This is a genomic window from Micromonospora trifolii (assembly GCF_022229005.1).
Classification (GTDB): domain Bacteria; phylum Actinomycetota; class Actinomycetes; order Mycobacteriales; family Micromonosporaceae; genus Micromonospora; species Micromonospora trifolii.
Map to the genome: position 1 here is coordinate 350,815 of NZ_JAKKFD010000002.1, position 26,197 is coordinate 377,011.

General features: G+C 70.5%; 19 protein-coding genes. 12 read left to right on the forward strand and 7 right to left on the reverse strand.

Annotation, left to right across the window (positions count from 1 at the left end; genetic code table 11):
• Positions 1 to 23 precede the first annotated feature (23 nt).
• The 3 genes from NIE79_RS02620 to NIE79_RS02630 are packed head-to-tail and all read left to right on the forward strand — an operon-like array spanning position 24 to position 4,505.
• Entirely contained in the window at positions 24 to 2,828 is a 2,805-nt protein-coding gene (locus NIE79_RS02620; protein WP_238676992.1) for an AAA family ATPase, read from the forward strand.
• Between the two features lie 46 nt (positions 2,829 to 2,874).
• Entirely contained in the window at positions 2,875 to 4,023 is a 1,149-nt protein-coding gene (locus NIE79_RS02625) for an acyl-CoA dehydrogenase family protein (RefSeq protein ID WP_238676993.1), read from the forward strand.
• A 17-nt stretch (positions 4,024 to 4,040) separates the two neighbouring features.
• Positions 4,041 to 4,505, forward strand: coding sequence for a MaoC family dehydratase (locus NIE79_RS02630; RefSeq protein ID WP_238676994.1), 465 nt, complete (start codon positions 4,041 to 4,043; stop codon positions 4,503 to 4,505).
• 317 nt (positions 4,506 to 4,822) lie between these two features.
• Here NIE79_RS02630 and NIE79_RS02635 read toward each other — a convergent pair whose 3' ends face one another.
• Both NIE79_RS02635 and NIE79_RS02640 read right to left on the reverse strand, forming a co-directional pair.
• Positions 4,823 to 5,821 carry an acetylxylan esterase gene (locus NIE79_RS02635; protein WP_238676995.1) on the reverse strand — a complete coding sequence of 333 codons (999 nt, stop codon included), beginning with the start codon at positions 5,819 to 5,821 and terminating at the stop codon, positions 4,823 to 4,825.
• A 22-nt stretch (positions 5,822 to 5,843) separates the two neighbouring features.
• Complete coding sequence (locus NIE79_RS02640; RefSeq protein ID WP_238676996.1) at positions 5,844 to 6,881, reverse strand: LacI family DNA-binding transcriptional regulator; 1,038 nt, start codon at positions 6,879 to 6,881, stop codon at positions 5,844 to 5,846.
• Positions 6,882 to 7,200: 319 nt separating this feature from the next.
• Between NIE79_RS02640 and NIE79_RS02645 the strand changes: the two genes are divergently transcribed.
• From NIE79_RS02645 to NIE79_RS02685, 9 genes are all read left to right on the forward strand, one after another.
• Positions 7,201 to 9,564, forward strand: a complete 2,364-nt coding sequence (locus NIE79_RS02645) for a beta-xylosidase/alpha-l-arabinosidase (protein WP_238676997.1) — start codon at positions 7,201 to 7,203, stop codon at positions 9,562 to 9,564.
• 10 nt (positions 9,565 to 9,574) lie between these two features.
• Complete coding sequence (locus NIE79_RS02650; RefSeq protein ID WP_238676998.1) at positions 9,575 to 10,564, forward strand: ABC transporter permease; 990 nt, start codon at positions 9,575 to 9,577, stop codon at positions 10,562 to 10,564.
• Positions 10,561 to 11,469, forward strand: a complete 909-nt coding sequence (locus NIE79_RS02655) for a carbohydrate ABC transporter permease (protein ID WP_238676999.1) — start codon at positions 10,561 to 10,563, stop codon at positions 11,467 to 11,469. The genes NIE79_RS02650 and NIE79_RS02655 overlap by 4 nt, the downstream gene beginning before the upstream one ends.
• A 52-nt stretch (positions 11,470 to 11,521) precedes the next feature.
• On the forward strand, positions 11,522 to 13,159 hold the full coding sequence (locus NIE79_RS02660; RefSeq protein WP_238677000.1) for an ABC transporter substrate-binding protein: 1,638 nt from the start codon (positions 11,522 to 11,524) through the stop codon (positions 13,157 to 13,159).
• 86 nt (positions 13,160 to 13,245) lie between these two features.
• Positions 13,246 to 13,935, forward strand: a complete 690-nt coding sequence (locus NIE79_RS02665; RefSeq protein WP_238677001.1) for a DUF624 domain-containing protein — start codon at positions 13,246 to 13,248, stop codon at positions 13,933 to 13,935.
• Complete coding sequence (locus tag NIE79_RS02670) at positions 13,932 to 15,965, forward strand: beta-galactosidase (protein ID WP_238677002.1); 2,034 nt, start codon at positions 13,932 to 13,934, stop codon at positions 15,963 to 15,965. The genes NIE79_RS02665 and NIE79_RS02670 overlap by 4 nt, the downstream gene beginning before the upstream one ends.
• Positions 15,962 to 18,100 carry an alpha-glucuronidase gene (locus NIE79_RS02675; protein WP_238677003.1) on the forward strand — a complete coding sequence of 713 codons (2,139 nt, stop codon included), beginning with the start codon at positions 15,962 to 15,964 and terminating at the stop codon, positions 18,098 to 18,100. The genes NIE79_RS02670 and NIE79_RS02675 overlap by 4 nt, the downstream gene beginning before the upstream one ends.
• A 307-nt stretch (positions 18,101 to 18,407) precedes the next feature.
• Complete coding sequence (locus tag NIE79_RS02680; RefSeq protein WP_238677004.1) at positions 18,408 to 19,721, forward strand: extracellular catalytic domain type 1 short-chain-length polyhydroxyalkanoate depolymerase; 1,314 nt, start codon at positions 18,408 to 18,410, stop codon at positions 19,719 to 19,721.
• A gap of 43 nt (positions 19,722 to 19,764) precedes the next feature.
• A complete protein-coding gene (locus NIE79_RS02685) occupies positions 19,765 to 21,147 on the forward strand; it encodes a glycoside hydrolase family 10 protein (RefSeq protein ID WP_372471398.1) in 1,383 nt (460 codons plus the stop codon).
• 113 nt (positions 21,148 to 21,260) lie between these two features.
• On the opposite strand, the gene NIE79_RS02690 is transcribed toward NIE79_RS02685, so the two are convergent.
• The 5 genes from NIE79_RS02690 to NIE79_RS02710 form a co-directional block, all read right to left on the reverse strand.
• Positions 21,261 to 21,704, reverse strand: coding sequence for a hypothetical protein (locus tag NIE79_RS02690; protein ID WP_238677005.1), 444 nt, complete (start codon positions 21,702 to 21,704; stop codon positions 21,261 to 21,263).
• An 80-nt stretch (positions 21,705 to 21,784) separates the two neighbouring features.
• A complete protein-coding gene (sthA, locus tag NIE79_RS02695) occupies positions 21,785 to 23,188 on the reverse strand; it encodes a Si-specific NAD(P)(+) transhydrogenase (protein WP_238677006.1) in 1,404 nt (467 codons plus the stop codon).
• A gap of 53 nt (positions 23,189 to 23,241) precedes the next feature.
• Complete coding sequence (locus NIE79_RS02700; RefSeq protein WP_238677007.1) at positions 23,242 to 24,264, reverse strand: fibronectin type III domain-containing protein; 1,023 nt, start codon at positions 24,262 to 24,264, stop codon at positions 23,242 to 23,244.
• Positions 24,265 to 24,352: 88 nt separating this feature from the next.
• Positions 24,353 to 24,991, reverse strand: coding sequence for a response regulator (locus NIE79_RS02705; protein WP_238677008.1), 639 nt, complete (start codon positions 24,989 to 24,991; stop codon positions 24,353 to 24,355).
• Positions 24,988 to 26,181 carry a sensor histidine kinase gene (locus NIE79_RS02710; RefSeq protein WP_238677009.1) on the reverse strand — a complete coding sequence of 398 codons (1,194 nt, stop codon included), beginning with the start codon at positions 26,179 to 26,181 and terminating at the stop codon, positions 24,988 to 24,990. The genes NIE79_RS02705 and NIE79_RS02710 overlap by 4 nt, the downstream gene beginning before the upstream one ends.
• Between the last annotated feature and the right edge of the window lie 16 nt (positions 26,182 to 26,197).

Below are 26,197 nucleotides of genomic sequence, written 5' to 3' on the forward strand. Positions count from 1 at the left end.
CAGGCATGGTTACTGCATCAAGAGTGCAACTAACCGTGCTGCGTGGCCGGGACGACGAGTGCCGGGCTGTCCGGAGCCTGCTCGACGGCATGACCAACGCCGGCGGTGCCCTGTTGTTGCGCGGAGAGCCCGGATCGGGCCGGACGGCGCTGATCGGCTACGCCCATCGGCACGCCGAGGGCTGCACAGTGCTCGCCGGCAGTGGGCTCGCCGAGGAGGCCGCCCTGCCGTACGCCGGCCTGCAACGTCTGGTCGACCCGGTTCTCGATCGGGCCGCCTCGCTCCCCGGCGAGCAGCGCCAACTGCTGCGGCGCGCACTGGCCGGGGAGAGCTGCCCGGCCGACCGGCAACTGACCCTGTCGATGGCGGTGCTCGGGCTGCTCGCCGCCGCCGCCCGGGACCGCCCGTTGCTCGCCACCATGGACGACATCGACCGAGGTGACCCGCAGACCGCGCAGGTGCTGGCCTTCGTGGCCCGCCGACTGCGGCACCTGCCGCTCGCCGTCCTGCTCACCGCGGACGTCACCGCCAACCTCGACGGGATACCGGCGCACCGACTGCGCGCGCTGACCGAACACGAGAGCAGCGCCCTCCTCACCGACCGGCTCGATCGGCTCACCGAGCGCGAGGGCGTCGACCGGCTCCCCGACCGGGCCGCCGCGTCGGCCCTGACCGCGTTGTCCACGATCGGCGGCGGCAACCCGCAGGCCCTGGTGGACCTCGCCGAGGTGCTCACCGCGGGGCAGTGGCGGGGCGAGGAGTCGCTGCCCGCCGCGCCGCCGGCGGACGGAGCGCTGGGTCGCGCGTACCGGGCCCGGCTGGACCGGTTGCCCCCGGAGACCCGACGGGTGCTGCTGCTCGCCGCGCTCGACGAGGACGGCGAGCCGGGCACGCTGATCCGGGCCGCGGCGGCCGCTGGCGCCGAGGTCGAGGCGCTCGCCCCGGCGGAGGTCGCCGGCCTGGTCCGCGTCGAGCAACGCGGCGTCACCTTTCCGCAGCCGCTGGTGCGCACGATGATCGCGGCCAGCACGCCGCTCGCGGAGCGCCGGGCGGCGCACCGACTGCTCGCCGAGGTGCTGGTCGCGGATGGGCAGCGCCTGCGCCGGGCGATGCACCTCGCCGCCGCGACGGCGGGTGTCGATCCGGCTCTCGCCGCCGAGCTGGAACAGGCGGCAGTGGGCGGATCCGACGGCTGGGCCGCCGCCTCGACGGCTCTACGGTGGGCCGCCGAGCTGAGCGACCATCCGAGGCTGACCGCCACCCGTCTGCTGACCGCCGCCCGGTACGCCTGGGCCGGCGGGCAGCCCGACGAGGCCCGGCTGCTGCTCGACCGCCTCCGTACGTTCTGCGTGGACCCGGTCGTCCGGGGCCGCGCCGACCTGCTCCGCGGTGAGTTGGAGCTGCGCTGTGGCACCGCGTCGAGCGCATCGGCCACGCTGCTGGCCTCCGCCGCGGCGGTGGACGGCACCGACCGCGCCCTGGCGTTGACCGGGCTGGTGCGGGCCGGCGAGGCGGTCTGCTTCAGCGGTGACCAGTACCGGTACGCCGAGGTCGGTCGTCGGGCGCTGGCGTTGCGGCGCCCGAACGACCCGCCGGCCCTGGAGGTCATGGACTGTCTGATCGCCGGGGTGGCGGCGACCCTGCGAGGCGACCACGAGCGCGCCGGGCCTGCGCTGCGGCGCGCCGTGGTGCTCGGCGGCCGGCTGACCGGTTGGGCGTTGACCCCCACAGCGCTCAGTTGCGCCGCGGCGGCCGGACTGCTGGTGGCCGTGGACGGCGCGGCCCACCGGCTCGCCGAACGCGCCGTCGAGCTGGCGCGGGAACGGGGCGAGCTGTCGATGCTGTCGCGGGCGTTGGAACTGCGGGCGGTCGCCGAGTACTGGCTGGGGCGACACGAGGCGGCGGCGGAGACCTCCCGCGACGGGCTGCGCGTCGCCCGGGCCACCGGGCAGGTCAACTGCGCCAACGTCCATCTGGGCATGCTCGCCGTCCTCGCCGCGATCCGGGCCGACCGGGACACCTGCCTGCGGCGGATCCGCGAGATCGGCGAGTCGCCGACGCCGGGCAGCCGCCCGCACGCGCTCGCCGCGTGGGCTCTGGCGGTGCTCGACCTGGTCGACGGCCGGCACGCCGAGGCCGCGGACCGGCTGGCCTCGCTGGCCCGGATCGGCACGCGTCGAGGTCAGGTGCTCGTGCAGGTGATGGCCACCCCGTACCTGGTGGAGGCGGCGGCGCACCTGGCACACCGGCCGGCGGCGACGACCGCGCTCGCCGCGTTCGACAGGTGGGCCAGCAGCACCGCGAGCCCGCTGCGCCGGGCCCTGTCCGCGCGATGTCACGCACTGCTCGCCCCCCGCGGGGGCGCCGAGGCGGAACGGGACTTCCAGACGGCGCTGCGCCTGCACCCGACGGAGGCCGGCACGTTCGAGCGGGCCCGCACCGAACTGCTCTTCGGCCAGGAGCTGCGCCGCAGTCGACGCCCTCGCGACGCGCGGACGCACCTGCACCAGGCCCGCGAGATGTTCAGCCTGCTCGGAGTGGAGTGCTGGGCCGAGCAGGCCACCACGGAGTTGCGGGCGGCCGGGGAGTCGATCGGTCCGCCGGACCTGCCCGCGGCGCGGTTGTTGACCGGCCAGCAACTGCGGATCGCCGAGTTGGTCGCCGAGGGCGCCACCAACCGGGAGATCGCCGCCCGGATGTTCCTCTCCACCCGCACTGTCGACCATCACCTGCGCAACGTGTTCCACCGGCTGGGCATCCGTTCGCGGACGGAGCTGGCCCGCGCGTTCACCGCCGAACGGCACGTGGGTCTGGCCTCCGACCGGTGAGCCTCCGGTCTGGACGCGTTTAACTATCACCGCTAGTTTGAGCGCCATGGACCTCACCCTCTCCGCCGAGCAGGCGGCGGTCCGCCAGCTGGCCGCCGAGTTCGCCGACCGCGAACTGCTACCGCATGCCGCCGCCTGGGATCGCCGCGAATCGGTCGACCCCGCCATCGTCGGCATGCTCGGCGACCTGGGCTTCCTGGGGCTGACCATCGCCGAGGCCGACGGCGGCTCCGGCGGCGACCACCTCGCGTACTGCCTGGTCCTGGAAGAGTTGGGCCGGGGCGACTCGGCGGTGCGCGGCATCGTCTCGGTCTCCCTCGGACTGGTCGCGAAGTCGATCGCCGCACACGGGAGCGCGGAACAGCGGGCCGAGTGGCTGCCGAGACTCTGCGCCGGCAGCGCACTCGGCTGCTTCGCGCTGACCGAACCGGACAGCGGCTCGGACGCCGCCGCACTACGCACCCGCGCGGTCCGCGACGGCACCGACTGGCTGCTCACCGGCACGAAGACGTTCATCACCAACGGCACCACCGCCGACGTCGCGCTGGTCTTCGCCCGCACCGGCGGCCCCGGGCACCGAGGAATCAGCGCGTTCCTGGTGCCCACCGACAGCCCGGGGCTGATTCGGAGGGAGATCCACGGCAAGCTCGGCCTGCGCGGTCAGGCCACCGGTGAACTGGGGTTCGACGAGGTGCGCGTCCCCGACGCGGCCCGCCTCGGCGCCGAGGGCGCCGGATTCCGGCTGGCCCTGGCCACCCTCGCCAAGGGCCGGATGTCGGTGGCCGCCGGGTGCGTCGGCATCGCCCAGGGCTGCCTCGACGCGTCGGTCGGTTACGCCGGGCAGCGCACCCAGTTCGGCAAGCCGATCGCCGGGCACCAGCTCGTCCAACAACTGCTCGCCGCCATCGCGGTGGACACCGCCGCCGCCCGGCTGCTGGTGTGGCAGGTGGCCGACCTGATCGACAGCGACCAGCCGTTCGCCACCGAGGCGTCGATGGCCAAGCTCTTCGCCAGTGAGGCCGCCGTCCGCGCGGCCAACAACGCGGTCCAGGTGTTCGGCGGGTACGGCTACATCGACGAGTATCCGGTCGGCAAGTATCTACGCGATGCCCGGGTGGCCACGCTCTACGAGGGCACCAGTCAGATTCAGCAACTGCTCATCGGCCGCGCGCTCACCGGCGTCAACGCCTTCTAGCTGTAGGGAGATCCGGGATGAGAGTCTTCACCTCGTTCGAGGAGTTGGCCGCCGCGACCGGTGAGAGCCTCGGGCCCGGCCCGTGGCAGCGCATCGAGCAGAGCCGCGTCGACAGCTTCGCCGACGCCACCGACGACCATCAGTGGATCCATCTCGACCCGGTCCGCGCCGCCGCGGGCCCGTTCGGCGGGACGATCGCCCACGGTTACCTCACCCTGTCGCTGTTGCCGGCGTTGGCGGGCGTGCTGTACCGGGTCGAGGGGGTGGCGATGGGCGTCAACTACGGGCTGAACCGGGTGCGTTTCCCCGCGCCGCTGCGGGTCGGCGCCGCCGTACGCGCCACCGCCACCATCGCCGACGTGTCGCCGGTCAGCGGCGGTGTGCAGCTGGTCGTGACGGTCACCGTGGAGAGCGACAGCGGCGGCAAGCCCGTCTGCGTGGCCGAGACCGTGAGCCGGCTCTACCGCGCCGTGGAGCAGTGACCGCCCAGCTCGGCGGGGGCTGGCCGAGGCGGCGTCGGCGCCGGTAGGCGTTTCGGGAGAACGTCCGGAAATTCTTGCTCGTCGATCGGTGTCGCTGACATACTCCACAACCACCGAAGTCGATGATCGACGGTTGACGACTCGTGTTCCGGAGGCCGTCGCGTGCGCGGTCCCGACCCCGACCCCGGCACCGCCTCCTCACCCTCCGCAGGCTGGGGGCGCCGACGTGCACAACGGAGCCGGCCTTGCGGTGGTGAGTGTCCGCCAGGGGTCGGCGCTGGCGGACGCTCGCCATCCAAGCCGCAGGAGTGGCCCGTTCAGGCCCGCGCCGGATGGAGCACCGAGCCCAGCCAGCGCAGCTGACGCCTGACGTGGACGGCCTCGCCGCCCTCGTGGCCGTTGAACGGGTAGACGTGCATCTCCCGCTCGGGTGGGACCGGCCGCCCGTTCGCGGCACCGTAGTGGTTGTAGGCGGCGAAGGCGGTGCGCGGTGGGCAGACGGTGTCACGCCGGCCGACCCCGAAATGTGCCGGTGCCGTCGCCCGACGAGCGAAGCTCACCCCGTCGACATAGGACAGCGTGCGCCACACCGCCTCCTCGGCCTCCCGGTGCACCGCCAGGTACCGGGCGATCTCGCCGTACGGCGCGAGGTCGGTGAGCGCGACGGCCCGGCGCATGTCGCACAGGAACGGTGCGGTGGTCAGCACCGCGCTGAGGTCGTCGACGAGACCGGCGACCGCCAGGGCGATGCCGCCGCCCTGGCTGTTACCGACCACTGTGACCCGGTCACCCTCGACCCCCGGCAGCGCGCGAACCGCCTCGACGGCCCGCACCGCGTCGGTGATCAGGCGGCGGTAGTGGTAGTTCCGCGGATCGAGGATCCCCCAGGTGACCGGCCAGGGCCCGCCGGGCGCGCCGTGCGGGTCGGGAGTGTCCCCGGCGCCGTGCTGCCCCGCCTGGCCCCGGTTGTCCATCAGCAGGTGCGCGTACCCGGCCACCGCCCAGGTCGGCCGTTCGTGGGGCAGGCCCCGGCCGCGACCGTAGCCGGCGTACTCGACCACGGCCGGCAGCGGCTCCCGAACCCCAGCCGGGCGGGTGTACCAGGCGCGGACCGGGTCACCGCCGAAGCCGGTGAACGTGACGTCCCACGAGTCGAGCAGCCGCAGGTCGGTGGGCTCGGGGCGGACGTCGACGAGCACCGGCGCGGCGGACGCCTCGGCGAGCGTGTCCCGCCAGAACTCGTCGAAGTCGTCGGGTTCGGCGACCTCGGGCGCGTACCGCTGAAGGTCGTCGACGGTGAAGGCGGGGTGGGGCACGGGTCCTCGCAGGGGCCGGGGGTCAGTGCGGATGGGCGGGGGGCGCGGTGCTCTCCCGGACGACCAGCTCGGTCACCAGGTCTATCCGGCTGGTCGCCGGCTCGTTTCCCCTGGTCAGGTCGAGCAACATCTGGGTGGCGATGCCGGCCATGTCGCGCAGCGGCTGGTTGATCGTGGTGAGGGCCGGGTCGGTCCAGGCGGAGACCGGCAGGTTGTCGTACCCGATCACCGAGAGGTCCTCGGGCACGCGCAGGCCGCACTGACGGGCGGCCCGGAGCACCCCCATGGCCTGGATGTCCGACCCGGCGAAGATCGCCGTGGGTCGGTCCGGCCGCTGGAGCAGTTGCAGCCCGTGCGCGTGCCCCGCTCCGGCGGAGAAACTGCCGTAGCGGATCAGCTCGCGGTCGACCACCATCCCGGCTTCGTCGTGGGCCGACTGGAAGCCGGCGGCCCGGGCGCGGCTGCACAGCACGTCGGGTGGCCCGGAGATGATGGCGATCCGTCGGTGCCCCAGCTCCAGCAGGTGCCGAGCGGCAAGCAGGCCGCCGTTCCAGTTGTTCGAACCGACAGTGGGCACGGAGGCCGAGGTGGCGCTGTCGGTGTCGACGACGACGAACGGTATGCCCTGCCGGCGCAGGTGCTGCTGTTGGGCCTCGGCCAGGTGGGAGAGGACGAACACCACACCCAGGGGGCGGTCGGCGAGCAACGCTTCCAGCCATCGTGCCGGGGGACGGTGCGCGCCGTCGAGCTGGGCGATCGACAGCCCGATGCCGGCCGCGGAGGTCACCGCCTCGACGCCGCGCAGGATCTCCATCGCCCAACCCGTGTCGAACTCGTGGAACACGAGGTCCACCCGGCCGCCGCTGGTCACGTGTCGCCGGGCGCGGCGCTGGTACTGGTGGCGGTCGAGGCTCGCCTCCACCCGGGCTCTGGTGCCGGGGGCGACATCGCCGCGTCCGTTGAGGACCTTGGACACGGTCGCGACCGAGACGCCGACATCGTTGGCGATGGTGGCGATGGTGGTGGAGGCGGGTGGGTCGAGCGGGCGGTGCTCTGTCATCGCGGCCTCATACAACATCCGAAAGTTTCGGGCGACCTTAACATGATGAGACATTCACGCCAGTCGGTGCAGCAGTCGGTCCGCGCATTCCACTGTCATCGCGCGGCTCATCGGCGACGGAGTGCCGATCGTGGGGTCACCGTGTGCAGGAAACAGCTCCTGGTAGTCCGATTGAGACTCTTGACAGGCATCGATGGGACACTTAGGTTGCCGAAAAGGTTACGCAGGTTTCCGGAAAGTTTCGGATCGTGAGAAACGTCCGCCACGGAGCTGGTTCCACCAGGGCACGGGGATGTGGCCGGAGCTGAGGGGTCAGGGCATGAGAAGTCAGTCGCTCGAGGACGGCGGCGCCGCGCCGTGGCGTGATCAGCGGCTGTCGCCGACCGAGCGGGCCGATGCGCTCCTGCCGAGGATGTCCCTCGACGAGAAGATCGCCCAGCTGGTCGGGGTCTGGGTCGGCGCCGACGCCAGCGGCGAGGGCGTCGCACCGCACCAGTCGGACATGATCAGCGAGTTGCCGCAGTGGAGCACCGTCATCCAGTACGGGCTGGGCCAGCTGACCCGCCCATTCGGCACCGCCCCGGTCGACCCGGTGTCCGGAGCCCGGTCGCTGGCGGCCTCGCAGGCGCAGATCGTGGCAGCCAGTCGGTTCGGCATTCCCGCGCAGGTGCACGAGGAGTGCCTCACCGGCTTCGCCGCGTGGCGGGCCACCGTCTACCCGACCCCACTCAGCTGGGGCGCGTCCTTCGACCCCGAGCTGGTCGAGGCGATGGCCGACCGGATCGGGCGCTCGATGCGCGCGGCAGGTGTGCACCAGGGCCTCGCCCCGGTGCTGGACGTCACCCGGGACTACCGCTGGGGCCGCACCGAGGAGACGATCGGCGAGGACCCCTACCTGGTCGGGACGACAGGTGCCGCCTACGTGCGGGGTCTGGAGCGGGCCGGCGTGGTAGCCACGCTGAAGCACTTCGCCGGCTACTCCGCCTCCCGGGGCGGACGTAACCTCGCGCCGGTGCCGATGGGCCGCCGCGAGCTGGCCGACGTCATCCTGCCGCCGTTCGAGATGGCGCTGCGCCTCGGCGGAGCCCGCTCGGTGATGAACTCCTACGCCGAGATCGACGGCCTGCCCGTCGCGGCCGACGGTGGGCTGCTGACCGGGCTGTTGCGCGACGAGTGGGGCTTCACCGGCACCGTGGTGGCCGACTACTTCGCCGTACGGTTCCTCCAGACCCTGCACGGAGTCGCCGGGAATGCCGCCGACGCCGCCCGGCTCGCCCTGCGGGCCGGGATCGACGTCGAGCTGCCCACAGTGGACACCTTCGGCGAACCGCTGGTGGAGGCGGCTCGCCGCGGCGAGGTCGACGAAGCGCTGATCGACTGCGCGCTGCGTCGGGTGCTGATCCAGAAGATCGAGCTCGGTCTGCTCGACGAGGGCTGGCAGGAACTGCCCGACGGTGTGGCGTCCCTGCGCTTCGACGACGAGGCCAGCCAGGACGTCGCGGTACGCCTGGCCCGCGAGTCCGTCGTCCTGCTGCGCAACACCGGCGTCCTCCCACTGCCCGTGGCCAACCGGGTCGCCCTGGTCGGCCCGGTCGCCGACGACCCGATGGCCATGCTCGGCTGCTATTCGTTCCCCAACCACGTGGGCGTCAACCACAGCGACTTCGGGCTCGGCCTGGACATCCCCACACTGCGCGACGAGTTGGCCCGACGCGTCCCGATGCTCACCCACGAGCCGGGGTGCGCCATTACCGGCGAGGACACCTCGAGCATCCCGGCCGCGGTCGCCGCGGCAGCCGCCGCCGACGTGTGCGTGCTGGCCGTCGGCGACCGGGCGGGAATGTTCGGTCGGGGCACCTCCGGTGAGGGCTGCGACGCCGTCGACCTGCGACTGCCCGGCGTGCAGGCCGATCTCGCCCGCGCCGTCCTCGCCACCGGCACCCCTGTCGTCCTGGTCTTGATGACCGGCCGCCCCTACGCGCTCGGCCCGGAGTTCGACGGCGCGGCGGCAGTGGTGCAGGGATTCTTCCTCGGTCAGCTCGGCGGGCAGGCCCTCGCCGAGGTGCTCACCGGCGCGGTCAACCCCTCCGGGCGGTTGCCCGTGAGCGTTCCCCGCGACGCCGGCGGGCTGCCGAGCACCTACCTGGCGCCACCGCTCGGCCGGCGCAACAAGGTCTCCTCGATCGACCCGACCCCGGCGTACCCGTTCGGCCACGGGCTGAGCTACACCACCTTCGAGTGGTCCGACGCGACGGTGGTCGAGCCGCGCGAGGATCCGGCTGCCTGGCCGGTCGACGGCGAGGTGCGGGTGCGCATCACCGTCGCCAACACCGGTGAGCGGGCCGGCACCGAGGTCGTGCAGCTCTACCTGCACGATCCGGTCGCGCAGACCACCCGTCCGGTGGTCCGGCTGATCGGCTACACCCGGCTGCCACTGGCGCCCGGCGAGGTGGCGCACGTGACGTTCGGCGTACCGGCCGACGTGGCGTCGTTCACCGGGCTGACCGGCCAACGGATCGTCGAGCCCGGCGACGTCGAGCTGCGGTTCGGCCGATCGAGCGGCGACGTGGCGGCGGCCCTGCCGCTGCGACTCGACGGCACCGAGCGCCAGGTCGGTTACGAGCGCGAACTGCTCACCTCGGTGCGGATCGAGCCCCTCGTGGCTGTCCCACAGTCGGCATAGGAGGCCACGGATGACATCCACCCTGCGGCCACCGCCGCCGGCGCCGCCGAGCTCCCCGCAGCAGGCGCAGAGCCCTGCCCCGCGCTCGCCCCGACGCCGTCGCAGTTGGCGGCAGGCACTGCGCCGGGACTGGCAGCTCTACTCCCTCGCCATCCTGCCGCTGCTGTTCTTCCTGGTCTTCCGGTACCTGCCGATGATCGGCAACATCATCGCGTTCCGTCGGTTCAAGCCGGGCGGCAGCATCTTCGGTGAGTATTGGGTCGGGCTGCGCTACTTCCGGATGTTCCTCACCGACCCGACGTTCTGGGAGGTGTTCACCAACACCCTGGTGCTCGGGACGCTGACCCTGCTGTTCTGTTTCCCGCTGCCGATCGTGCTGGCGCTGCTGCTCAACGAGGTCCGGGCCCGCCGCTTCAAGCGGTTCGTCCAGTCCGTGTCCTACCTGCCGCACTTCCTGTCGATCGTGATCGTGGCGGCGATGGTCATGCAGCTGACCTCCATCGAGGGCACCGCCAACCAGATCGTCAACCTGTTCGGTGGCGACCCGGTGGCGTTCCTGCAGAAACCGGAGTGGTTCCGCACCATCTACGTCTCGTCCGAGGTCTGGCAGACCGTCGGCTGGGGCACGATCCTCTACCTCGCCGCTCTCACCACCGTCGACGAGGACCTGTACGAGGCAGCCCGCATCGACGGCGCCGGCCGGCTGCGGCAGACCTGGCACGTCACGTTGCCCGGCATCCGTCCGACGATGATGACCCTGCTGATCCTCAACATCGGCAGCTTCCTGGCGGTCGGGTTCGAGAAGATCCTGCTGCTCTACAACCCGCTGACGTATCCGACAGCCGACGTCATCTCCACCTATCTGTTCCGGATGGGCTTCCAGTCGAGCAACTTCAGCTACGCGGCGGCCATCGGCCTCTTCGAGGCGGTGATCGGGCTGATCCTCGTCCTGTCGGCGAACGTCATCTCCCGTCGCACGGTGGGGACGAGCCTGTGGTGACCCTCGGTACGAAGATCGACGCCCCGAAGACGCGCGGGCCGGTGGACAGCCGGGGTTACCGGATCTTCCGGGTGGTCAACACCGTCGTCCTGATCGGCGTCGTGGTCGTGACGCTGTACCCGTTCCTCAACATCGTGGCCCGCTCGCTCAGCGAAGAGGCGTACATCATCGCCGGCAAGGTGACAGTCGTCCCGCGGGGGTTCGACCTGACCGCGTACAAGCTGCTGATGTCGGACGCGATGTTCTGGACGAACTACCGCAACACAGTGGTGTACACGGTGGTCGCCACGCTCATCTCGATCGTGCTGACCACGTGTTACGCGTACGTGCTGTCGAAGCCGCAGCTCAAGGGGCGCCCGTTCCTCATCGGTGTCGCGCTCTTCACCATGTTCTTCTCCGGTGGCCTGATTCCCAACTACGTGCTGGTCACCAGCCTGGGCATGAAGAACACCATCTGGGCCGTGGTGATCCCCAATGCCATCAGCGTGTTCAACCTGCTGGTGATGAAGGCGTTCTTCGAGAGTCTGCCGAGCGAGTTGGAGGAGGCAGCGGCCGTCGACGGGCTGAACACGTACGGCATCCTGCTGCGGATCGTGCTGCCGCTGTCGAAGGCGATCATCGCGACGATGGTGCTCTTCTACGCGGTGTCCTTCTGGAACTCGTGGTTCGCGGCGTTCCTCTACATGGACCGGCAGGACCTGCTGCCGGTCACCGTCTACCTGCGCAACCTCATCGCGGGAGCCACCAGCGCCGAGTCCGCCGCCGCCGACGCCGACAAGGTCCAGGCCGCGGCCACCCTCCAGGCCGTGACGATCGTGCTGACCACACTGCCGATCCTGGCGGTCTACCCGTTCGTCCAACGGTACTTCGTCCGCGGCGTGATGCTCGGCGCGGTCAAGGGCTGACATCGGCGCGCACCGTTCCACATTCGAATCCCCACCACCGAAAGGACGAGCCATGCTCCACAAGACGTGGCGCCGCGTGGCGATGGCCACCGCGGGTCTGCTCGCGCTCTCCCTTGCCACCGCCTGTTCCGAGGACCCCGGTGAGTCGACCGACCTCTCGGAGAACAAGGTCGGCGCGATGGCCAACTACGGCGTCGGCGACCAGTTCAAGGCCACCGAGGCGCTCTCCTTCTCCACCCTCTACAACAACCACACGTTCTACCCGCTCAAGGAAGACTGGCCGTTCTGGTCGGAGCTCACGAAGCGGACCAACGTCAAGATCGAACCGGTCGCCGTGCCGCTGAGCGACTACGAGCAGAAGCGCAGCCTGCTGATCGGCGCCGGGGACGCCCCGCTGATCATCCCGAAGACGTACCACCCGCAGGAGAACGCGTTCGTGTCCTCCGGGGCGATCCTCCCGGTGAGCGACTACCTGGACCTGATGCCCAACCTCAAGGAAAAGATCACCAAGTGGAACCTCAAGCCGGAGATCGACAACCTGCGGCAGTCCGACGGTAAGTTCTACCTGCTGCCCGGCCTGCACGAGAAGCCCACGCAGGACTACACGGTGCTGGTGCGCACCGACATCATGCAGGAGCTGAACCTGGCGGTCCCGAAGACCTGGGACGAGCTGTACACGGTGCTCAAGGCGATGAAGGCGAAGTACCCGAACGTCTACCCGTACTCCGACCTCTTCAGCAAGCCCAACCCGACCGGCGCTCTGCTGAACATCCTCGGCTCGGCCCACGGCACCCAGGCGGGCTGGGACTACCAGCACGCCACCTGGGACCCGGCGGCGAAGAAGTTCAACTACACCGGCTCATCCGAGCAGTACAAGCAGATGGTCACGTTCCTGCACAAGCTCGTCGCCGAGGGTCTGCTCGACCCGGAGAGCTTCACCCAGACCGACGACCAGGCACGGCAGAAGCTCGCCAACGGCAAGTCCTTCGTGGTCACCGGCAACGCGCAGACCCTTGTCAACAACCACCGGCCCGACCTGGCCAAGACCCTGCCGAACGCGAAGATGGCGAAGATCCCGCTGCCGATCGGCCCGGCCGGCGAGATCAACCCGTTCCCCCGGCTGGAGAACGGCATCATGATCTCCTCGAAGGCCCGGGAGAGCAAGAACTTCGTGGCCATGATGCAGTTCATCGACTGGCTCTGGTATTCGGACGCCGGCTTGGAGTTCGCCCGCTGGGGCATCGAGGGCACGACCTTCACCAAGGACGCGTCCGGCAAGCGCACGCTCAACCCCGGAGTCGACTTCCTCGGCCTCAACCCGAAGGCCCCCAAGCACCTCCAGAAGGACTTCGGCTTTCAGAACGGCGTCTTCGCCTACGGCGGCAGCCCCGACCTGGTCCGTGGGTTCTTCTCACCGGAGGAGCTGGAGTTCCAGAAGGTGATGGACGCCCGCAAGCCCAGGGAGGTGCCCCCGCCCGCTCCGTTGAGCGACGAGGAACGCGAGCAGGTGTCGCTCTGGGAGACCCCGCTGAAGGACTTCGTCACCCAGAACACGCTGAAGTTCGCCCTGGGGCAGCGTCCGCTCAGCGAGTGGGACGCGTACGTGGCCGAGCTGAAGGCCAAGAACTCCGACCAGTACATGGACCTGGTCAACAAGGCCTACGAGCGGTTCCAGAAGAACAACGGCTGATCAGCGGAGTCCGGTCGGGCGGCCTGTCGCGGCCCGACCGGACTCCGGCGACCACTGATCTGCCACGTCGACCGGAGGGAGCGAGCGTGAGTGGCGCGGCTCAGACCCGGCGACAGTTCGGCGACGGACCACTGTCGCGGTTCACCTCGCGCGTCTACATCCTGCTCGTGGTCGAGGTGCTCCTGCTGCTCACCACGGTGCCCGCCCTGCTCCCGCTGCTGGTGCTGGGCCGCGACCCCAGCAACCTCCCGCTGGCCGCGCTCCTCCTGGTACCGGTCGGCCCGGCGATCTCCGCCGCCCTGTACGCCCTGCGCCACCAGCGAACCGACCTGACCGACCTGCACCCGGCCACCCTGTTCTGGCGTGGCTACCGGGCCAACGCGGTCGGCGTACTGCGCGTCTGGGTGCCGACGCTGCTGTGGCTGACAGTGCTCGCCGTGAACCTCGCCTACCGCGGCGCGGTCGGCCTGTCGAGCTGGTGGGCGGTGCCGCTGGTGCTGATCGGGGTGGGCGTGACGCTCTGCGCGGCCAACGCCCTGGTGATCACCTCGCTGTTCGACTTCCGCATCCGCGACGTGCTCCGGCTGGCCGTGCACTTCCTGCTGCGTACCCCCGGTGTCGCCGTCGGCAACGCCCTGCTGCTGGCCGCGGCGGCCGGGATCACCGCGGTCTTCTCCGAAGCGGTGCTGATGCTGCTCGCGTCGATCGCGGTGCTGGCGTACCTGCGCGTCAGCGACCCGATGATCCACCTGATCCGGAAGGAGTTCACCCCGTGAGCCTGCCCCTCAGCGCCAAGGTGCCCTTCGGGGGCGACTACAACCCGGAACAGTGGCCCGAGGACGTGTGGAAGCAGGACTACCGTCTCTTCGACAGCGCACGGATCGACCTGGTCACCCTCGGGGTGTTCGACTGGGCGCTCACCCAACCCGCCGAGGACACCTACGACTTCGCGCTGCTGGACAGGATCGTCGAGCGGGCCAGCGCCGAGGGACGCGGGATCTGCCTGGCCACCGGCACCGGAGCCCACCCGCCGTGGTTGGCGAGGGCGTACCCCGAGGTGACCCGGACCGACTTCGAGGGCCGCAAGCACCGGTTCGGGCAGCGACACAACTCCTGCCCCAGCTCGCCGGTCTTCCGCCGGCTCTCGACCGAGCTGGCCCGCCGGGTCGCCCGCCGCTACGCCGACACCCCGGCGGTGCTGGCCTGGCACGTCGGCAACGAGTACGGCGGCGCCTGCTACTGCGCGCTGTGCGCGGCCGGCTTCCGCAACTGGCTGCGCCACCGCTACGGCACCCTCGACGAGCTGAACGAGGCCTGGTACACCACCTTCTGGTCGCACACCTTCACCGACTGGGACGAGATCGAGCCGCCGTCGGCGCTGACCGAGCACTGGCGTGGCCCGGACCACACCGCGTTCCCAAGCATCACAGTGGACTACCTGCGGTTCACCTCCGACGCGATGCTGACCAACTTCCGCGACGAGAAGGCCGCCATCCGGGAGTCCAGCCCGACACTGCCGGTGACCACGAACCTCATGGGCATGTACCGGCCGATCGACTACCACCGCTGGGCCCCCCATCTGGACTTCGTCTCCTGGGACAACTACCCGCCCGACGACGAGTCGGCAGCCCGGATGGCACTGACCCACGACCTGATGCGCGGGCTCAAGGACGGCCAGCCGTTCTGGCTGATGGAACAGACCCCGAGCTTCACGGCGTGTCGCGACGTCAACCCGTTGAAGCGCCCCGGTCTCATGCGGCTGTGGAGTTGGCAGGCCGTGGCGCACGGCGCAGACGCTGTGCTCTTCTTCCAGTTGCGTGCCTCCCGAGGGGCCAGCGAGAAGTACCACGGTGCGGTCATCGGGCACGCCGGTCGCTCCGACACCCGGGTTTTCCGGGAGGTCGCCGAGCTGGGCGCCGAGCTGGATCGGCTCGGCCCGGCGTCGCTGGGCGCGCGGACGCCGGCCCGGGTGGCGCTGCTGTTCGACTGGGACAGCTGGTGGGCGTTGGAGCTGTCCGACGGCCCGTCCCGGCTGGTCCGCTACCAGCAGGTCGTGCTCGCGTACCACCGGGCGCTCTGGGACGCCGGTGTGGACCTGGACGTCGTCGCGGTGACCGCCGACCTGTCCCGCTACGACGTGGTAGTGGCCCCGGCCCTGCACCTGCTCAAGGGTGACCTGCCGCAGCGGCTGGAGGCGGTGGCGACGCGCGGCGGGTCGGTGCTGACCACCTACCTGTCCGGCCGGGTGGACGAGAACGACCAGGCGTTCCTGATGGACGTGCCGGGCCCGCTCGGACAGCTCATGGGCATCCGGGTCGACGAGTGGGACGCCCGCGGCCCGGAGGTGGTCAACAGGGTCCGCCTCGGCGACGGCACGGATCAGGTGGACGTCGACGCGCGGCTGCTGTTCGAGCTGGTGATTCCGCAGGGCGCGCAGGTCGTCGGCACCTACCAGGCCGACTTCTACGCGGGCACCCCGGCGGTGACCCGCAACTCCTTCGGCGCCGGCGACGGCTGGTACGTGGCCGCCGGGCTGGACCAGGTCGGGGTGTCCTGGGTGGTGCGGCAGGTGCTCGCCCGGCATGACCTGCTCGGGCCCTACCCGGACGTGCCGGACCTGGAGTCCGCCGTCCGGGTCGCGGCGGACGGGTCGCGGCTGCTGTTTCTGCTCAACCACCGCGCCGAGCCGGTCGAGGTGACCGCCCGGACCGGCGGCGTCGACCTGCTCACCGGCGACCGTACGGCGGCCGGAGCGGCCCTGCGGCTGCCGGCGTACGGGGTTGTCGTGCTGGAGGAGGACAGGTGAACGCCGAAGAGTCGGTGGAGTTGGAGCAGCTGATGTTCGTCGAGGAGCCGATGGACGGTGACGAGCCGCGCGTCCACCCGGCCTGGCTGCCCCCGGAGGCGTTCCGGTCGCTCGGGGCGCGCCGCGTCCTCCTGCACGGCGAGGGGTTGCTCGTCGACACCGTCCTCAACGAGGTCTCGCGCGCCTGCGCGCGTTACGGCGGACGGGTGTGGCACTCCCCGTCCTGGGACGTCGACGTGGACCTGGTGCTCGCCCTGCGCGACGCCGGTGAGCTGCCCAACCCGGCTGTGGAGGCGGCGCGCGCCGCCGGCGAGGCGGCGCTGGTCGAGCTGGGCGACGGCGGGACGCTCGGCGACGAGGGTTTCGTGTTGGCGCGGGCCGGCGACGTGACGGCGGTGCTGGCCGACGCGCCCGCCGGCCTGCTGTACGGGCTCTTCCACGTGGTCCGGCTCTGCGCGGCGGCCTTCGACCCGGCCCGACCGCCGAAGCGGCACCGGCCGGCGCTGCGCCGACGCATGCTGAACCACTGGGACAACGTGGCAGTGCACCCGGTGATGGGCCAGGTCGAACGGGGGTACGCGGGCGGCTCGATCTTCTGGCGCGACGGCCGTCCGCGCGGCGACCTGGCCCGGGTGCGGGAGTACGGGCGACTGCTGGCCTCCTGCGGGGTCAACGCGATCTCGGTGAACAACGTCAACGTCGCCCGCACCGAGGCGCTGCTGCTCACCGAACGACTCGGCGACGTCGCCGAGATCGCCGACGTGCTGCGCCCCTACGGCATCCGGGTGCACCTGTCGGTCAGCTTCGCCGCGCCGGTGGTCCTCGGTGGCCTGCCGACGGCCGACCCCCTGGACGAGGCAGTGCGGGTCTGGTGGGCCGCTGCCACCCGGCGGGTGTACGACCGCATCCCGGACTTCGGCGGTTACCTGGTCAAGGCCGACTCGGAGGGGCAACCCGGCCCGTTCACGTACGGCCGCGACCACGCCGACGGGGCGAACCTGTTGGCCGAGGCGCTCGCCCCGCACGGGGGAGTGGTGCACTGGCGGGCGTTCGTCTACAACCACCACCAGGACTGGCGGGACCGGTCCACCGACCGGGCTCGGGCGGCGTACGACCACTTCGCCCCGCTCGACGGGCGGTTCCGCACCAACGTGGTCGTTCAGGTGAAGTTCGGCCCGGTGGACTTCCAGACCCGTGAGCCGGTCTCTCCGGTGCTCGCCGCGATGCCGGCGACCCGGGTGGCGGTGGAGTTGCAGGTCACTCAGGAGTACACGGGCCAGCAGCGGCACGTCTGCCACCTCGGCCCGTGGTGGAGCGAGGTGCTGCGGTTCACCCCCTGGGGACCGGGCGGACGGACGATCGCCGACGTGGTCACGGGAGAGGCGGCGGCCGGCGGCGGGATGGTCGCGGTCGCCAACGTCGGTGACGACCTCTTCTGGACCGGACATCCGTTGGCGCAGGCCAACCTGTACACGTTCGGCCGGCTGGCCTGGGACCCTCGCGCGGACCCGACGGCCATCCTCGACGAGTGGATCACGCTGACCTTTCCGCCGTCGGCGACCGCCGACGCGGAGCTGGTGCGGCGGACCCTGCACGAGATCATGGACGACTCGTGGCGCACCTACGAGCGCTACACCGCCCCGCTGGGCGTCGGCTTCATGGTCAACCCGGGCGACCACTACGGTCCCGGAGTCGACGGGTACGAGTACACACGGTGGGGCACCTACCACTTCGCCGACCGCGACGGCGTCGGCGTGGACCGCAGCCGCGCGTCGGGCACCGGCTTCACCGGCCAGTACCCGTCGTACTGGGCCCAGGTGTACGAGTCACCCGAGACCTGCCCCGACGAGCTGCTGCTCTTCTTCCACCACGTGCCGTACGGGCATGTGCTGCACAGCGGCTCGACAGTCATCCAGCACATCTACGACACCCACTTCGCGGGGGTCGAGGAGGTGACGGCGATGCGACGGAAGTGGCAGGCGTTGACCGGCATGATCGACATGAGCGTGTACGAGCGGGTCGCCGAACGCCTCGACGAGCAGGTGCGCTGTGCCACCGAGTGGCGTGACCAGATCAACACGTACTTCTTCCGCAAGTCCGGGGTGCCGGACGAGCGGGGGCGCGACATCTACTGAGCGGCGGTGGGGGCGGCCCGGCCATCCGGTCGGGCCGCCCTCGTGCCGTACGCCCAGCGGCCTGGCAGGTTCCGAAAACGTCCCGATAATTTATCGCTACCCATCGCCGCTGATGATGCCCGTCGATACCGCTTGTTGCGCAGGTGACCGCCGGAACCGTTGCGCCGAAAGGTTTCCGGAAGTCTTGACAATCGAGTGTCCTCGATCGAAGCTGACATGGTCACGCGAGCCGCGGTCAAGGTCGGGCGAAGGGCAGTCCTCGACTTAAGTCCCCTTCCACGCGCCTTTTTCGCAAGGGATCGCGACGATGACACTGAAGACGAGAATGCTTGGCGTCGTCATGGCAGCCGTGACACTGGCCGCCGCCGCGTTGACGTTCGCCACTCCCGCGTCGGCGGCGACGCTCACGCAGGTGACCAACTTCGGCACCAACCCCACCAACCTACAGATGCACCTGTACGTCCCGGACCGGGTGGCGACCCGACCGGCGATCCTCCTGGCGATGCACTACTGCACCGGGACGGGCCCCGCGTTCCACTCGGGCACCCAGTACGCATCCCTCGCCGACCGGTACGGGTTCATCGTGATCTACCCGTCGGCCACCCGCAGCAGCAAGTGCTGGGACGTCTACTCGCCGCAGGCGTTACGCCGTGGCGGCGGCAGCGACCCGGTCGGGCTCATGTCGATGGTCGACTACGTGCGGCAGCGCTACTCCGCCGACCCCGCCCGGATCTTCGCCACCGGCACCTCCTCCGGGGCGATGATGACCAACGTCATGCTGGGCGACTACCCGGACGTGTTCGCGGCGGGCGCCTCGTTCGCCGGGGTGCCGTTCGCCTGCTTCGCCACCGGCGGCACCTCGGAGTGGAACAGCCAGTGCGCCAACGGGCAACTCATCCGGACCGCGCAGCAGTGGGGTGACCTGGTCCGGGAGGCGTACCCCGGCTACACCGGCCAGCGACCGCGGATGCAGATCTGGCACGGCACCAACGACGAGACGCTGCGCTACCCGAACTTCGGCGAGCAGGTCAAGCAGTGGACCAACGTGCACGGGCTGAGCCAGACCCCGACGTACACCGACTCCCCACAGTCCGGCTACACCCGCACCCGCTACGGCAGTAGCGGCCCGATGGCGCCGGTCGAGGCGATCAGCATGCAGGGTGTCACGCACAACCTGCCTGTCGACGCCGCGCAGGTGATCCGCTTCTTCGGGCTGGACGGCACCGCGCCGCCGACGACCCCGCCGCCGCCGACGACCCCACCCCCGACGACTCCGCCCCCGACCACGCCGCCACCGACCGAGGGCGCCTGCCGGGTGGGTTACACGGTCAACGCCTGGAACAGCGGCCTCACCGCGAGCGTGGCCATCACCAACACCGGTGCCACCGCCGTGAACGGCTGGGCGCTGACCTTCACGCTGCCCACCGGGCAGCGCATCACCAGCGGCTGGAACGCCCAGTACGCCCCGGCGAGCGGTGCGGTGACCGCCCGCAACGTCTCCTACAACACCACCATCGCCCCGAACGCGTCGGTCGAGATCGGCTTCCAGGCCACGCACGAGGGCGGCACCGGCAAGCCCACCTCGTTCGCCCTCAACGGTGCCGCCTGTTCGGTGTCCTGATGTCCCTTCCCATCCCACCACCACCCACAGAAGGAGTCACACGATGAGAAGTACGAGATGGAAGGCGGCATCGAGAGCCGCGCTCGCGCTGGCCGGCGCGGGTGCCCTCGCCGCCGGCATGGCGCTGACCGCGACGGCGCCGGCAGCCGCGGGAACGACGCTCGGCGCGTCCGCCGCCGAGAAGGGTCGGTACTTCGGCACGGCGGTGGCCGGGTTCAAGCTCTCCGACAGTGCGTACACCACGATCTTGAACCGTGAGTTCAACATGGTGACGGCCGAGAACGAAATGAAGATGAACGCCACCGAGCCGCAGCAGAATCAGTTCAGCTACGGGGCGGCGGACCAGATCGTCAACCACGCCCGCAGCCGCGGGATGAGCGTGCGGGGTCACACGCTGGCGTGGCACTCGCAGCAGCCCGGCTGGATGGAGAGCATGAGCGGCAGCGCGCTGCGGCAGGCGATGCTCAACCACGTGACGCAGGTGGCCACCCACTTCCGCGGTCAGGTAGTGGCGTGGGACGTGGTGAACGAGGCGTTCGCCGACGGCAGCTCCGGAGGCCGTCGCGACTCCAACCTCCAGCGCACCGGCAACGACTGGATCGAGGCGGCGTTCCGGGCGGCGCGTGCCGCGGATCCGGGCGCCAAGCTCTGCTACAACGACTACAACACCGACAACTGGACGCACGCCAAGACCCAGGGCGTCTACAACATGGTGCGCGACTTCAAGGCCCGTGGCGTGCCGATCGACTGCGTGGGATTCCAGTCGCACTTCAACAACGAATCCCCGTACGTGAGCAACTACCGCACCACGCTGTCGAGCTTCGCGGCGCTCGGCGTGGACGTGCAGATCACCGAGTTGGACATCCAGGGCGCTTCGGCGAACACCTACCGCAGCGTGGTCGAGGACTGCCTGGCAGTGGCCCGCTGCAACGGCATCACCGTGTGGGGCATCCGCGACAGTGACTCGTGGCGAGCTTCGCAGACCCCGTTGCTGTTCAACAACAACGGCTCGAAGAAGCCCGCCTACGACGCGGTGCTCGCCGCGTTGAACAACGGCACCACGCCCACGGACCCGCCGACCGACCCGCCGACCGATCCGCCGACCGACCCGCCCACGACTCCGCCTCCGGGCTCGGGTGGCTGCACGGCGACGGTGTCGGTGAACCAGTGGACGGGTGGTTTCGTGGCCACTGTGAAGGTGACGGCCGGTTCATCGGCCATCAGCGGCTGGACGATCGGCATCGGTCTGCCGTCCGGTGCGACGGTCACCAACGCGTGGAACGCCAACCGCAGCGGTAACACCGGCACGACGAACTGGACGAACGTGGCGTACAACGGCCGGGTCGGCGCCGGACAATCCACCGAGTACGGCTTCCAGGCCAACGGCACCGCCGGCAGCCTCAGCCCCACCTGCTCAGCAAGCTAACCCCCAACCCTCGGTGATCAAGAGGTTCGCGTCACGCCAGGCCAGACAGGATGACGCAAACTTCTTGATCACCGGGGGCGGCGGGGTGGGGAGGGGGAGAGGTGGGGGCGGGGTTAGTCGCCGGAGAAGCCCCAGAAGTAGATTTCCTCCGGCTTGCCTTCGGCGTCGTGCAGGACGGCGCAGCGGCCGAACCATCTCTGCTCGGCCAGCCCGTCGATCGCGGCCAGGTGCTCGCGGGTGAGCCGCTCGGTGCCGGCATGGCGCAGTGCTTCGGCGGCGCTCACCGGCTCGACAGTGCCGAATTCGGGCCTCTCGCCCTCGTCGAGGACTCGGTAGACGTCGAGGATGGAATGGGTGCCCGACTCCTGCACCCATTCGTCGTTGAACAACTCTTTCATCGTGGCGGGACGGTTCGGGTAGTCGCTCGCCGAGTTGGGGGTCTCACCCCGGGCCCACCAGTACTTGCCCTCGGCGAAGATCCTGTCCCGCAGGGCGTCCAACGCCGCGTCCAGGTCTGGCTGGTACGAGACGAAGTAGCTCCACCCGGATGCGCCCACCACTGCCTCTTTCTCAACGTGTCAACAGTGCGGGCACGGTAGCGGGCAGCACCGACATCGGTGAGATCGGACCGTGGTGGCTACCCGTCGATGCGGGTGATGTTGCGGATCTTGTTGGAGGCGTCCAGGGCGGCGACCTTGTACGCCTCGGCCAGCGTCGGGTAGTTGAACACCGTGTCGACCAGATAGTCGATCGTGCCGCCGCAGCCCATCACGGCCTGACCGATGTGGACGATCTCGGTGGCGGCGGTGCCGAACACGTGCACCCCGAGCAGCCGGCCGTCTTCGGGGGAGACGAGCAGCTTCAGCATGCCGTACGAGTCGCCGACGATCTGACCCCGGGCCAACTCGCGGTAGCGGGCGATGCCCACCTCGAACGGTGTGGAGCTTTCGGTGAGCTGCGCCTCGGTCTGCCCGACGAAGCTGATCTCCGGAATCGTGTAGATGCCGATCGGTTGCAGGCCGTGCATCTCCCGGATCGGTTCGCCGCAGGCGTGTTGTGCGGCCAGCCGGCCCTGCTCCATCGAGGTGGATGCGAGTGCGGGGAAGCCGATCACGTCACCGACGGCGTAGATGTTCTCCACCGAGGTGCGGTAGTTGGCGTCGACAGTGATCCGGCCGCGTCGATCCGCCTCCAGCCCGGCCGCCTCCAGTGCCAGGTCGTCGGTCTGACCCTGTCGCCCGGCCGAGTACATCACCGTGTCGGCGACGATCTTCTTGCCGCTCTTGAGGATGCACAGCGCCGCCGTCTGGTGTTTCTCCACGGCGGCGACCTCCTCGCCGAAGCGGAACGCCACGGAGAGGTCGCGCAGGTGGTACTTGAGGGACTCGACGACCTCGTCGTCGCAGAAATCCAGCATCCGCTCGCGGCGTTCCACCACAGTCACCTTCGTGCCGAGCGCGGCGAACATCGAGGCGTACTCCATGCCGATCACGCCGGCGCCGACCACGACCATGCTGCGGGGTACGGCCTGGAGGTTGATGACCCCGTCGGAGTCCACGATCGTCCGGTCGTCGAAGTCGACGCTGTCCGGGCGGGCCGGGCGGGTGCCCGCGGCGATGACGATCTTGTCGAAGGTCACCTTGGACTCGCGGCCGGAGCCGCCGTCGACCCAGATCGAGTGCGCGTCGGCGAAACGCCCGGTGCCGGTGATCATCGCGACCCGGTTGCGGGCCAGTTGGTTGCGGATGACGTCGGTCTGCCTGGTGATCACGTGCTGGGTCCGGGCGGCCAGGTCGCTGACCGTGATGTCGTCCTTGACCCGGTAGCTGCTGCCGTAGAGGTCCCGCTGGCTCAGGCCGGTCAGGTAGAGCACTGCCTCGCGCAGCGTCTTGGAGGGCACGGTGCCGGTGTTGATGCACACCCCACCGATCATGTCGCGGCGCTCCACGATGCCGACCCGCCTCCCGAGCTTGGCGGCGGCGATCGCGGCCTTCTGACCGCTGGGTCCGGAGCCCAGCACCAACAGGTCGTAGTCATACACAGGCGCTAGCGTCGCAAGTTGTCGCGGCGCGCGCCAGACCCCGGAGTCGAGTGTTATTCGTCTGCCACAGTGCAGAGGCCGCCGTTCAGCGTGATCTCCTCCGGCAGTTGCGTGCCGGAGGCGACGAGCCCCAGCGACACTGTGCCGCCGGGTGGGATCACCGCGTTGCGGCTGGTGTTGGCCACCCGGAGGTAGCTGTTGTTGAGGCGGTCGACGACCTTCGCGCCCCAGATGCCCCGCACCTGCTGGCTGGCCCAGAATCGCCACGTCATCGTCCACCCGTCGACGGCCGTGGTGCCGGTGTTCGTGACGACGAGGTGCGCCACGAAGCCGTCCGGCCACTGCCGCACGACGGATCGGACCGCACAGCTCGGCGGTGGCGGCACTGTGGTCACCGTGACCGGCGCGGACAGTGGGGACAGGTGGCCGGCCTCGTCCCGGGCCTGCACCACGAAGGTGTACGTGGTGTTGGGTGCCAACCCGCTGATCTGGGCACTGTTCACGGGCGGGTACTGGTACACCTCACGGACCCGGGTGAGAGTGCCGCCGGCGTCGACCCGGAACACCTCGTACCGGTCGAGCGCGACGTTCTCCGCCGAGTGCGTCCACCGCAGCCAGACCACAGTGGCGGCGACGTCGTACGCCACCGGTTGACCGGGCGCGCTCGGCGGTTGGTCGTCCCCCGGTGGCATGGTCAGCCGCACTGTGGGGTTGGACAGTGAGCTGTTGCCGGCCGCGTCCTCCGCTCGCACCGAGAAGGTGTAGGTGCGCGACGGCCGCAGGTTGGTGATCCGGATGCTGGTGGTGTCGGTCGAATACTGGGCGCCGGAATCCTCGAATTGGGCGCCGACCGGGTAGCGGACCACGCCCACGTTGTCGGTCGAGGCGGCCCAGGTCAGCTCGACCGAGGTGGTGTCGATGGCGACGACAGTGATCGGGCCGGGCGCGGTGGGGCGTTCGGTGTCGGCGGCGGCCTGCGCCGGGGTCGCGCCGGTGGCGACCAGAGTTGCCGTCAGTGCGCATGCGACCAGCGCGGCGGCCCTGGACCGGGTTACTCGGAACGGATGATGACGCACGATGAAGTCCTCGCTTCCGGGTGACCGCAGCGGACCAGGCATAGACTGCCCTGAATTTTAGGGCAGCTGTGGCCAGGTCGGTGTCCCGTCAGCCGACGAGGCGGCGTTCCCAGGCCCAGGCGGCGATCTCGACCCGGTTGCGGGCCTTGAGTTTCATCTGCACGCTCGCCAGGTGGGTCTTGACAGTGCCCACGGCGATGAAGAGCTGGGTGGCGATCTCGGCGTTGGTCAGGCCCCGGGCGACGAGCTTCACCACGTCGAGTTCCCGTGGCGACAGGCCGCCGTCGTCGCGCGCCGGGGCCGGTGAGCTGAGGTGCTCCAACAGCCGTACCGTGATCGAGGGGCTGATCAGCGCGTCGCCGGACACGGCCGCGCGGACCGCCTCCACCAGCAGGGCCGGGCCGGAGTCCTTGAGCAGGAAGCCGCACGCGCCGTTGGAGAGCGCCGTGTGCACGTACTCGTCGAGGTCGAAGGTCGTCACGACGACCACCCGGATCGGGTCGGCGACGCCCGGCCCCGCGAGCAGCCGTAGTGCCTCGAGACCGTCGAGGCGGGGCATCCGGATGTCCAGCAGCACCACGTCCGGGAGCAGTCGTCGGGCCAGTTCGACGGCCTGGACGCCGTCGGCGGCCTCGCCGACCACCTCCATGTCCGACTGGGCGCCGATGATCATGCCGAAGCCGGTCCGGACCATGGCCTGGTCATCGGCGATCAGCACCCGGATCACCGCGCCACCGCCACCCGGAGCGGGAACGCCGCGTCGAGCACCCAGCCGCCGGCGACGCCGGGCCCGGCGGTGATCGTGCCGCCGAGGGCGCGTACCCGTTCGGTGAGGCCGATCAGGCCGAAGCCGTGCCCCCGGGCCGGCGCGGTGCGCGGCGAGGCGCCGTCGTCGGCGACCCGGACCAGCAACCAGTCCGGGGTACGCCGAACGGCCACGTCCACCGACCGCGCGTCCGGCGCGTGCTGGCGGGTGTTGGTCAGCCCCTCCATCACCACGCGGTACGCCGACGTCGAGACCTCCACCGGCAGCCCGTTCAGGTCGCCGTCGACGTGCAGTCGTGCCGGCGCGTTCGCCGCGCCGTTGAACCCGGTGAGCAGCGGCTCCAGCTCGGTCACCCCGGCCAGCGGGGCCAGCGGCGCGTCCGGCGGGGCGTCCGGGTTTCGCAGGATCCCGACCATCCGTCGCATCGAGGCCATCGTCTCCGCGCCGGCCCGCTCGATCTGCTCCAGGGCGACGATCACCCGTTGCGGGTCCTGCTCGGCGACGAACCGGGCGCCCTGTGCCTGCACCACGATGCCGGTGACGTGGTGGGCGATGAAGTCGTGCAGATCCCGGGCGAACTCGGCACGCTGCTCGGCCCGGACCAGCGCGATGGCCCGCTCCCGGCCGGCGGCCATGATCCGCAGATAGAGCCCCACCCCGGCGGCGCCGGCCGCGGCGAGCACCTGGAGCAGGCCGAAGATCACCAGGAGACTTTCGGTGCCGACGCGCAGCGGCAACGCGGCCACGGCGAGCCCGGCGGCCACCGCCGCCCACGGGGCGAGCCGCGGCGCGCCCCAGCGGGCCACCACGAAGACCACCCCGATCAGCCCGGCCGACTCGGCGAGCCCCCAGCTGCCGCTGATCAGATAGCTGCCGTTGAAGAAGACCAGGCCAGCTGCCGTCACGGCCAGTGAGGCGCAGGCGAGCACCAGCGCGGCCAGCGGCAGTAGCCGCGAACCCAGCCGGTGCACCGGCAGCCAGAGCGGCACCGTCGCCACCGCCAGCCCCATCCGCACCAGCAGGAGCAGGAGAGCGGCCAGGCTCTCCGGTGCGCCGAACCGCAGGTCGAAGAGGACGAGCAGCCCCATGGCCACCAGCCCGGCGGCCTGGGCCAGGCGTACCCACCATCGTCGAAGATCCGGCGTGCTCATGGTGACCCAGCGTAGC